The 9,991-nt window shown below is 71.7% G+C and carries 8 protein-coding genes; 3 read left to right on the forward strand and 5 right to left on the reverse strand.

Translation table 11 applies throughout. The features are described 5' to 3' along the window. Positions 1-25: 25 nt before the first annotated feature. Complete coding sequence (gene pknB / locus BXY45_RS10515) at positions 26-2,125, forward strand: Stk1 family PASTA domain-containing Ser/Thr kinase (RefSeq protein ID WP_109774379.1); 2,100 nt, start codon at positions 26-28, stop codon at positions 2,123-2,125. Here pknB and BXY45_RS10520 read toward each other — a convergent pair. The 3 genes from BXY45_RS10520 to BXY45_RS10530 form a co-directional block, all read right to left on the reverse strand. Further along, on the reverse strand, positions 2,106-3,191 hold the full coding sequence (locus tag BXY45_RS10520) for a threonine aldolase family protein (protein ID WP_172601938.1): 1,086 nt from the start codon (positions 3,189-3,191) through the stop codon (positions 2,106-2,108). The genes pknB and BXY45_RS10520 overlap by 20 nt on opposite strands. Then, positions 3,191-4,636 (reverse strand): class II 3-deoxy-7-phosphoheptulonate synthase, encoded by a 1,446-nt coding sequence (locus tag BXY45_RS10525; RefSeq protein WP_245961745.1) that lies wholly within the window; start codon positions 4,634-4,636, stop codon positions 3,191-3,193. Before BXY45_RS10525 ends, BXY45_RS10520 begins: the two co-directional genes overlap by 1 nt. 169 nt (positions 4,637-4,805) lie before the next feature. Continuing rightward, positions 4,806-5,834, reverse strand: a complete 1,029-nt coding sequence (locus tag BXY45_RS10530; RefSeq protein WP_109774381.1) for an ATP-dependent 6-phosphofructokinase — start codon at positions 5,832-5,834, stop codon at positions 4,806-4,808. A gap of 130 nt (positions 5,835-5,964) precedes the next feature. On the opposite strand from BXY45_RS10530, the gene BXY45_RS10535 reads away from it, so the two are divergent. Next, entirely contained in the window at positions 5,965-6,186 is a 222-nt protein-coding gene (locus tag BXY45_RS10535; RefSeq protein ID WP_109774383.1) for a DUF5302 domain-containing protein, read from the forward strand. Positions 6,187-6,213: 27 nt separating this feature from the next. Here BXY45_RS10535 and BXY45_RS10540 read toward each other — a convergent pair whose 3' ends face one another. Further along, a complete protein-coding gene (locus BXY45_RS10540; protein WP_109774385.1) occupies positions 6,214-6,924 on the reverse strand; it encodes a site-specific integrase in 711 nt (236 codons plus the stop codon). Positions 6,925-7,084: 160 nt separating this feature from the next. Between BXY45_RS10540 and BXY45_RS10545 the strand changes: the two genes are divergently transcribed. Beyond that, the gene (locus tag BXY45_RS10545) at positions 7,085-9,121 is read left to right on the forward strand and encodes an IS1634 family transposase (protein ID WP_211319441.1); all 2,037 of its coding nucleotides are present in this window, start codon (positions 7,085-7,087) and stop codon (positions 9,119-9,121) included. Between the two features lie 47 nt (positions 9,122-9,168). On the opposite strand, the gene BXY45_RS10550 is transcribed toward BXY45_RS10545, so the two are convergent. Continuing rightward, a complete protein-coding gene (locus BXY45_RS10550; protein WP_109774387.1) occupies positions 9,169-9,669 on the reverse strand; it encodes a hypothetical protein in 501 nt (166 codons plus the stop codon). Positions 9,670-9,991 lie beyond the last annotated feature (322 nt).

Genomic DNA, 9,991 nt, shown 5'->3' on the forward strand with positions numbered 1-9,991 from the left:
GAGACGCGACCGTAGACTCGCCACTGTGGCGACCGCGGTGAAGGACCCCCTCGTCGGGCGCCTCATCGATGCGCGCTATCTCGTGCATGACCGCATCGCCAGCGGTGGCATGGCCACGGTCTACCTCGCCACGGACACGCGCCTGGAGCGCCCGGTGGCCCTGAAGGTCATGCACCCCCACCTCGCGGCGGACGCGTCCTTCGTGGCGCGGTTCACGCGGGAGGCCCGCTCCGCGGCCCGCCTGAGCCACCCCGGCGTGGTGTCGGTGTACGACCAGGGCGCCAGCGAGAGCACCGTCTACCTGGCGATGGAGTACATCCCCGGTCGGACCCTGCGCGACCTTGTGGCCGCCTCAGCGCCGCTGCCCCTGGGTGACGCCCTCGACCTCATCGAAGAGGTGCTCGACGGGCTGGCCGCCGCCCACGCTGCGGGGCTGGTGCACCGCGACGTCAAACCCGAGAACGTGCTGGTCGGCGACGACGGCCGCCTGCGTGTGGCCGACTTCGGCCTGGCTCGCGCCGCCACCACCGCCACGGGCGGTGCCACGAGCACCCTCATCGGCACCGTCGGGTACCTCGCACCGGAGCTCGTGCTCGACGGCACCTCCGACGAGCGCGCCGACGTCTACGCCGCCGGCGTCGTCCTCTACGAGCTGCTCACCGGCCGCGCGCCGTTCGCGGGCGGCGCCCCCGCCCAGGTGGCGTTCCGCCACGTCAGCCAGGACCTCCCGCTCGTCTCCGCGGCACGCCCGGGCCTGCCGCTCGGGGTCGACGAGCTCGTGGCCAGCGCCACCGACCGCGAACCCGACCGCCGCCCCCGCGACGCCGGCGTCATGTTGGAGCTGGTCCGCGACCTGCGCGACGGCCTGCCCGACGCCGTGCTCGACGCTCCGCCCGTGCTGCTGCCGCAGGCCGTCTCCGGCGAGGTCCCGGACGGCACCCGCGCCCACGAGCGGGTCGTGGCGCTCGACGTCGACGAGCTGCGCGACGCCACGGCAGCCATGGCCGCCACGCCAGCAACAACCGCTCCCCCGTCCCCCGCAGCTGCTCCGGCCCCCCCGGCGCAGCGCAGCGCGACGCGCGCCCACACGCGCGCCGAGCTGCGCGAGCAGGAGCGCGGCGCGACGCGCGCCCTCCCCCGCCCCGCAGCCTCACGCTCGGGACCGCTCGGCCTGGCCCTCGACGAGGAGCAGCCCGAGGCACCTGTACGGGAACCCCGGCAGCGGCAGCGCCGTCCCCTGGCCCTCGTGCTCGTCGTCGCCGTCGTCGTGCTGCTCCTGGCTGGCGGCGGTGGCGCGCTGTGGGCCTACACGGTGGGTCCGCTGGCCAAGCTGACGGTCCCGATGGTGGTGCGGAGCACTGCCGCAGAAGCCGAGAAGACGGTCCAGGCGCGGCAACTGGTCGCGCGGATCGACACGAGCGAGTACAGCGACACGGTGCCCCAGGGCGAGGTCATCAAGACCGAGCCAGAAGCCAACCAGCGCGTCGACAAGGGCTCGACCGTCACGATCTTCGTCTCGAACGGTCCCGCGTACCGGCCGGTGCCCGACCTCAGGGGCAAGACCGAGGACGGCGCCCGCGAGGCACTCACCCAGGCCGGACTCGACACCGGGAACGTCAGCAAGGGCTACTCCGACACGGTGCCCGAGGGGCAGGTCATCCCCTGGAAGCCCGGCTCCGTCCCGCCGCTCAAGGCGGGCACGAAGGTGGACTTCACCGTCTCCCAGGGCCCCGAGCCGATCACCGTGCCGACCGACGTGGCGGGCAAGCCCCTGGCCGACGTGCAGAAGACCCTCACCGACCTGGGCCTCGTCGTGGGGAACACCCCGCGGCAGAACGATGACGACATCCCCAAGGACTCCGTCATCTCGATCACACCCGAGAAGACCACCGGCGACCTGCACCGCGGAGACAAGGTCGACATCGTCGTCTCCGACGGGCCCGAGCAGGTGCAGATCCAGGACGTCCGAGGCAAGAGCCGCGACGAGGCCCGCGGGATCCTCCAGGGGCAGGGGCTTCAGGTGGACGTGACCCAGTTCTTCCTGGGAGACCGCGTCGGCAACACGGATCCTGCCCCCGGAACGACGGTCGACAAGGGCTCCCGGGTCACGATGTTCGTGGGCTGAGCAGCTCCGTCAGGACGGCGACGGCCAGGTCGGTGCCCTCGTCGTCGACGTCGAGGTGGGTCACGAGGCGCACCGTCTTCGGCCCCAGCGCTGACAGGGCCACGCCTCGCTCGGCGGCGGCCAGCACGAACGCGCGGGCGTCGTCAACGTCGAGCACCACGATGTTGGTCTCCACCGCGGCCGGGTCGGTGCAGCCCGGACGGGCAGCGGCGGCTGCCTCGGCGATCCGGCGGGCGCGGGCGTGGTCGTCGGCGAGGCGCTCGACGTGGTGGTCGAGCGCGTGCAGACCGGCGGCGGCGAGCAGGCCGGTCTGGCGCATGCCACCGCCCATCCGCTTGCGCCAGATGCGGGCCCTAGCGATGTTCTCCGCAGAGCTCACGAGCACCGAGCCGACCGGCGCCCCGAGGCCCTTGGACAGGCACACCGACGCGGTGGCCACCAGGCCGCCGATCTCCCGGACGACGCCCTGCCAGCCGCCGGGGTGATCGGCGCCCTGGACGACGGCGGCGTTCCACAGGCGTGCGCCGTCGAGGTGGAGCGCCACCCCTGCGGACGACGTCGCCGCGTGGAGCCGGTGCAGCGAAGCGAGCGGCTGCACCGTGCCGCCACCGAAGTTGTGGGTGTCCTCCACGGCCACGGCGGCGGTGGAGACCAGGTACGGGCCGGCGTCCGGCGTCATCATCGCGACCACGCGGTCGACGGCGTCGTCGTCGAGAAGTCCCCGGGGGGCGTGCCACGTGCGCGTGGTGACCCCCGAGGTGACGGCGTGGGCACCCAGCTCGGCGCGCACCACGTGGGCGAGAGCGTCACAGAGCAGCTCCTCCCCCGGTGCCACCACCAGACGGACCCCGAGCACGTTGGCGAGCGAGCCGGTGGGGAAGAACAGCCCCGCCTCGTGGCCAAGGAGCCCCGCCACCCGCGCCTCGAGGGCGTTGGTGGTGGGGTCTTCGGCGTAGACGTCGTCGCCGACCTCCGCCTCGGCCATCGCGCGGCGCATCGCCGCGGTAGGCCGGGTCAGCGTGTCCGAGCGGAGGTCAACCCGCAGATCAGCCCGAACTCCGCTCATCAGACGGAGCGCTCCTGCAGCATCTCGGCGACGAGGAACGCCATCTCGAGGGACTGCTGGTGGTTCAGGCGCGGGTCGCACAGCGACTCGTACGCCGTCGACAGGTCGGCGTCCTCGATCTCCTGGTGGCCACCGAGCACCTCGGTGACGTCACCGCCGGTGAGCTCCACGTGGAGGCCGCCGGGGATGGTTCCCAGGGAGTTGTGCACCTCGAAGAAGCCGCGGACCTCGTCGATGACGTCGTCGAAACGACGCGTCTTGTACCCGGACGGGCTGGTGATGGTGTTGCCGTGCATGGGGTCGCACGTCCACACCACCTGCGCGCCGGACTCGGCCACGGCCTCGACGACGCGGGGCAGGTTGTCGCGAATCTTGCCCGCGCCCATACGCGTGACGAAGGTCAGGCGGCCGGCGCGGCGCTGCGGGTCGAGCTTGTCGATGAGGCCCAGCACCTCGTCCTTGGACGTGGTCGGGCCGAGCTTCACGCCGATCGGGTTGCGCACGCGGGAGAGCAGGTCGACGTGGGCGCCGTCCAGCTGGCGGGTGCGCTCACCGATCCACAGGAAGTGCGCGGAGACGTCGTACAGCTTGCCGGTGCGCGAGTCGGTGCGGGTCAGCGCGCGCTCGTAGGGCAGCAGCAGCGCCTCGTGGGAGGCGTAGAACTCGACCCGGCCGAGCACCTCGTTGCTGTAGGCGCCGCACGCCTCCATGAACGAGATGGCGCGCTCGATGTCACGAGCGGTGGCCTCGTAGCGAGCGTTAGCAGCGTTGCGCGCGAAGCCCTTGTTCCAGGTGTGCACCTGGCGCAGGTCGGCCTCGCCACCGGTGGTGAACGCGCGGATGAGGTTCAGCGTGGCCGAGGAGTGGTGGTAGGCCTTGATGAGGCGCTGCGGGTCGTTGCGGCGCGCCTCCGGGGTGAAGGCGAAGTCGTTGACGGCGTCGCCCCGGTAGGCCGGCAGCGTCACGCCGTCGCGGGTCTCCGAGCCGCTGCTACGCGGCTTGGCGAACTGCCCCGCCATGCGGCCGATCTTCACGACCGGGGTGCTCGCGGCGTAGGTGAGCACCACCGCCATCTGCAGGATGGTGCGCATCCGCTTGCGGATGGAGTCGGCCGTGGCGTCGGCGAAGGTCTCGGCGCAGTCACCGCCCTGCAGCACGAAGGCTCGGCCCGTGGCCGCGGCTGCGAGGCGCTCGGTGAGCAGGTCGCACTCACCGGCGAAGACCAGCGGGGGAAGGGTGGAGAGCTCGGCGACGACGGCGGCCAGCTCGGCCTCGTCCCACTCGGGCTGCTGCGCCGCGGGCAGCTCCTCGGGCAGGTAGGCGACGGCGCCGTTGGGCGACGCGAGCGCGTCGAGTGCGGAGCGGTAGGCCACGCCGGCGGGGGTCGACTTCGCGGAGCCCGCGGAAGCGGGCGGGACGGCGCCGGGCTGCGTCGTGGTGCTCACAACCGTCCAGGGTACGGCGCCGACGGAGACGGGCCGTCCCCACCACCTGGTCGGCGGTAGGAGCGGCCCGTCGTCGTGCGTCGCTGCTGGTCGTTGTCGCTGTCCGTCGACGTCGTCGTCCGTCGTCGTCCGTCGTGGTTCCCCGTGACCCGGCGGTCACGCCGGGGCATCAACCGGAGACGTGCGCCAGCTCGTCGATGCGGTCCTTGCCGACCGTCTTCAGCTCGCCGGTGGCCTCGGCCAGCGGGACCTGGACCACCTCGGTACCGCGCAGCGCGGCCATCGTGCCGAAGTTGCCCTCGGCGATGGCGGTGACGGCCGAGAGGCCGGAGCGGGTGCCGAGGATCCGGTCGTACGCGGTGGGGGTGCCGCCGCGCAGCAGGTGGCCGAGCACCGTGACGCGGGTGGCCAGGTCGGGCAGCTTCTCGTTGAGGATCTTCTCCAGCGCCTGGCCAGCGCCCTTGAGCTGCACGTGGCCGAACGCGTCGAGCTCGGCTCCGGTGTGCACAAGGTCACCGCCGGCGGCGATGGCGCCCTCGGAGATGACGATGAGCGGGGCCTCACCGCGCGCCGCAACCGCCGCGACGGTCGCGGCGACCTCCTCGACGTCGTACTCCTGCTCCGGCAGCAGCGTGACGTGCGCCGAGGCGGCCATGCCCGTGTGCAGGGCGATCCAGCCTGCGTGGCGACCCATGACCTCGACGATCATCGCGCGGTGGTGGCTGGCGCCCGTGGTGGCCAGGCGGTCGCACGCGTCGACGGCGATCTGCACGGCGGTGTCGAAGCCGAACGTGTAGTCCGTGGCCGAAAGGTCGTTGTCGATGGTCTTCGGGGCGCCGACCACCTTGATGCCCAGCGAGTGCAGGTGAGTGGCGACACCGAGGGTGTCTTCACCGCCGATGGCCAGCAGCGCGTCGACGCCGAGGCGCTCCATCGTGGCGCGGATCGCGTCGATCCCGCCGTCCATCTTCACCGGGTTGGTGCGGGAGGAGCCGAGGATGGTGCCGCCGATGGGCAGGATGTGCTCCACCACGGAACGGTCGAGCGGCGTGGTGAGCCCCTCGATGGGCCCCTTCCAGCCGTCACGGAAGCCGATGAACTCGAAGCCGTAGGCGTCAATGCCCTTGAGAACGGCCGCACGGATCACAGCGTTGAGGCCGGGGCAGTCGCCGCCACCGGTAAGCACTCCAATGCGCATGGTGACTCACCCTAGCGAGGCGTGCTCGGATGCTCCTGCTGTGCGGTGGTCCGCCGAGAAACCCCGGTGACCGCCCGTCACAGGGCGCGGGAGGATGGGTTGCGAGCCCCGACGTCACCAGGAGGACGACGTGCCAGAACCCACAGCCCCCGAGCCGACCGACAGCGCTACCGAGGCCGCGAGCGAGACCGCCACCGAGACGCCGGCGGAGGCGCAGAAGCGGCGCTTCAAGGAGGCCCTGGACCGTAAGAAGGGCGTCAACCACCCGCACGACGAGGTGGCCGGCGGCAAGAACCTCCACGGCCGCGGCGGCGCCACGGCCCGCCAGGAGTTCCGCCGCAAGTCTGGCTGACCTGCATCACTGCAGGTCAGAGCGGTATCAGGGGCGGCTAGTCCGCAGTTGGTCCGCAACATCTTCGGCGCGGGGAGCCGCGCTGGCGAGGTCGTCGAGCAGACCCGCCAGCGCGGCCCGTGTGCGGTCCTCCGCGCTGGGCCAGAGGTGGCTGTAGGTGTTGAGGGTGACGCTCGCGCTGCGGTGACCGAGCGCCCGCTGGACGGCGACGACGTCGACGCCGGCCGCGATGAGCCCTGAGGCGAAGTAGTGCCGGAGGTCGTGCAGGCGCATGCCGGTGACGCCAGCTCCGCGTCGGGCCCGGCGCCAGCGGTCGCTGGCGATGTTCTGGGTCAGGGGCGCTCCCCCGCCCTCGGTCAGCAGCCAGCGGGTCGGGTGGTTGCCTGGACGGTGTTCCTGGACGTACCGCGCGACGGCTTCGAGCAGGGCGTCGGGCACGGGCACGTCGCGCTCGCTGCCGTACTTCGGCGGGCTCTCGATGAGGGCTCTCCCGGTCGCCCGCGTGAGCTGGCGCCGCACGCGGACGGTGCGGCGCAGGAAGTCGACGTCGGCGACCTGCAGGCCGCAGAGCTCCCCGAGGCGCAGTCCGGCGCCCGCGGCCAGCAGGACCATGACGCGGGTCTCGGGCTCGGCCGCGGCGGCGAGCACGGCCGCCACCTCCTGCGGGGCGGGGAGGCGCATGGCGGCCTCGGCGCGGCGCACACGCGGCAGGGTCACTCCGGCGCTCGGGTCCGACACGAGCTCGCGTTCCGCAGCTGTGGCCCGTTTCTGGTGACACGTGCGGGCATCGGCCCTGGTCAACGCCGCGACGGTATCCACCGGCCCCGCGCCGTATGGTGACACGACTGTGCCATCCACACATTGACTGTCTGCGGCGACGGCCCTAACGTCTGCGCACGTGTTCGTGCGCACCTCCACCCGCCGAAACAAGGACGGGACCGCGGTGCGCTACGTCCAACTCGCCCACAACGTCTACGACCCCGCCACCAAGGCCGGCAAGACGAAGGTGCTGCACTCCTTCGGCCGCGAAGACGACGTCGACCGCGCCGCCATCGAACGCCTCATCGACTCCCTGCAGCGCTACCTGCACTCCTCCGGGCCCGGCGCCCTACTGGGCACCCACGACGCCGGCGGCGGTGACGGGACTGCTCGCGGACACTCCCGCTCTGACGCTGCGGGGCTGGAGCTGCTCGGCTCGGTGGCCCTGGGCGCCACCTGGGCCCTGGACGGCATCTGGACCCAACTCGGCCTGCCCGCCACCCTCACCCGCGTCCTGGCCGGCACCCGGCGCACCCCCGCCCAGGTCGCCCGCCTGGAACGGATCCTGTTCGCCCTGGTCGCGGCCCGCGCGATCGACCCCGCCTCCAAACTGGCGACGGCCGCGTGGCTGGGTCGGCGTACCTGGATCCCCGGTCTGACCGACGGCCCCACCGCTGGCACCCCCGACGGCGCTGACGGCGCCGGTCTGGTCAGCGACGATGAGTGCTACCGGGCGATGGACGCCCTCATCGACCATGCCGACGAAGTCGAAGAGGCCGTGTTTTGGGGCACCGCCACCCTGCTGGACCTCGAGGTGGACCTGCTGTTCTTCGACACCACCTCCACCTACTTCGAACTCGACGAGGCCGACGAACCCGTCCTGCGTGATGACCGCGGCCTGCCCCTGCCCGACGCCGACGACGGACCCGGCCTGGCGGGGTCCGCCACCGGGGATGCTGACGAGGTCGATGAGGCTGTCGCCACGAGCACGAGCACGAGCACGAGCACCGACGCCGAGCCGACCTCGACCGCTGACGGGCAGGTCGACGAGCAGACCGACGAGCAGCTCGACGAGCCGGCGGGTGGGCGACGTGCGGGGTTTCGCACCTGGGGCAAGTCCAAGGACTCCCGCGGTGACCTGCCCCAGATCGTCATCGGGATGGCCGTGACCAGGGCGGGGATCCCGGTGCGGGTGTGGTCCTGGCCGGGGAACACCGCCGACTCCGCCCTCATTCGTCAGGCGAAGGCCGACATGAAGGCCTGGACCTTGTCGCGGATCGTGTGGGTCGGGGACCGCGGCTTCACATCTGCGGCCAACCGCGCTGACCTACGCCGCGGCGGTCACACCTACATCCTGGGCGAGAAGATCCGCTCGGGCTCCACCGAAGCGCAGACGGCGCTGTCACGCCCGGGCCGTTACCAGGTCGTCGCCGAGAACCTGCAGGTCAAAGAGGTCACCGGGATCCGCGAGGACGAACGGTTCATCGTGTGCTTCAACCCCGACCAAGCCGCCCGCGACGCGACCATCCGCGAGCACATGGTCGCCAAGCTCGAAGCGCTCATCGAGGGGTCGGACAAGCTCAGCGTGGGTAAGCGGGGTGAGCTGGCGGGGAAGATCTCCACGATGGCCGGGGTCAAGCGGTACCTGCGGCGTACCCCCGGCGGGCTGTTGCGCATCGACAAGGCGAAGATCGCTGCTGAGGAGAAGCTGGACGGGAAGTACCTGCTGCGTACCTGCGACCCGCACCTATCTGCGGAGGAGATCGCGCTGGGCTACAAGCAGCTCATCGCCGTGGAGCGCGGCTGGCGGGACTTGAAGACGCACCTGGAACTACGCCCGGTCTACCACCGTCGTGAGGACCGCATCCGGGCGCACGTGCTGCTGTGCTGGCTGTCGCTGCTGGCGATCCGGATCATCGAGACCAAGACCGGCCGGGCGTGGGCGGGCGTGCGCGAGGACCTGCAGGACCTGGCGGCGGTGACATGCGCCGGACCGGCGGGGGTATTCGTGCAGTCCACCGCCCTACGCCCAGCGACGCGGGCCGTGCTGGACGAGCTCGGGGTGAAGCCGCCCTCGCAGATCCTGCGCCTGGACACCCCCACCACCGCGGCCAGCAGCGACGCCGGCCACGACAACAGCAACGAGAGCGACGACGAGGCAGCAACCTCAGCCTGACCCTTCCCAGTCTGGGAGATGGCTGGGAGGTGTGGTGACACGTCTCGTCACCACACCCCGGCACGTTCGTGCTGCTCAGAGCCCGGATCCGTGTGCTTTTCGCCGCCCCCAGCTGCGGAACCCAAGACGAGGTGCCGGTCGAGGACGGCGGCGCGCAGCACTGAACGCACGTTGTTGCGGCGGGTGCGGATGGTGCCCGGTGCCAGGCCCTGCTTGCGCATGCCGGCGACCCAGGACTCGACGTGACTGCGGCGCAGCCGACCCAACGGCAGGTCGCGGAAGGTGCACGTCCTGATGGCAATGTCGACGGCGCGGGCGGTGTTGGGCGCCCACACCTGCCGCTCGGACCACGCGGCGTAGAACTCGGCCAGGGTCGTCTGGGCGGCCGTCGGGTCGACGCACTGGCCGGTCACGACGGCAGTGGTGACCTCGTCCAGCCAACGCTGCGCGTCGGCCTGGCGGCGGAAGTGGCGCGAGCGCTCCTTGCCGTCCTCGTCGCGGAACCTGGCCCGCCAGGTGCCGTTGGAGCGCTTGGCGATGCTCGACATCGTCAGCCTCGTGCGAGCGGCTCGGCTCGGAAACATCCGCTCGGCGGCCTGCCCCGGACATCGCGGGTCTTGTATCGATCGGCGTTGCTCCGACGGCGCATCGGCGGAGTGTCCGAGCTGCACCGCTCGACGTCGCGGAGCCGCCGTGAACCTGTGGACAACGCGGTCTTGTGCACAAGCCTGTGGACATGCGACTCCCGAGGCCTGCGGCGCAGCCCGCGGTCCGGGAGGAATGATCAGAACCTGTGGATGACCGGGCGGGTCGTACCTTCCCGGTGATCTCCACACCCAACGAGAAGAAGATCAGCGTTGCAGCGCTGTT

This window comes from Quadrisphaera granulorum (genome assembly GCF_003149145.1).
In the GTDB taxonomy this organism is placed as follows: domain Bacteria; phylum Actinomycetota; class Actinomycetes; order Actinomycetales; family Quadrisphaeraceae; genus Quadrisphaera; species Quadrisphaera granulorum.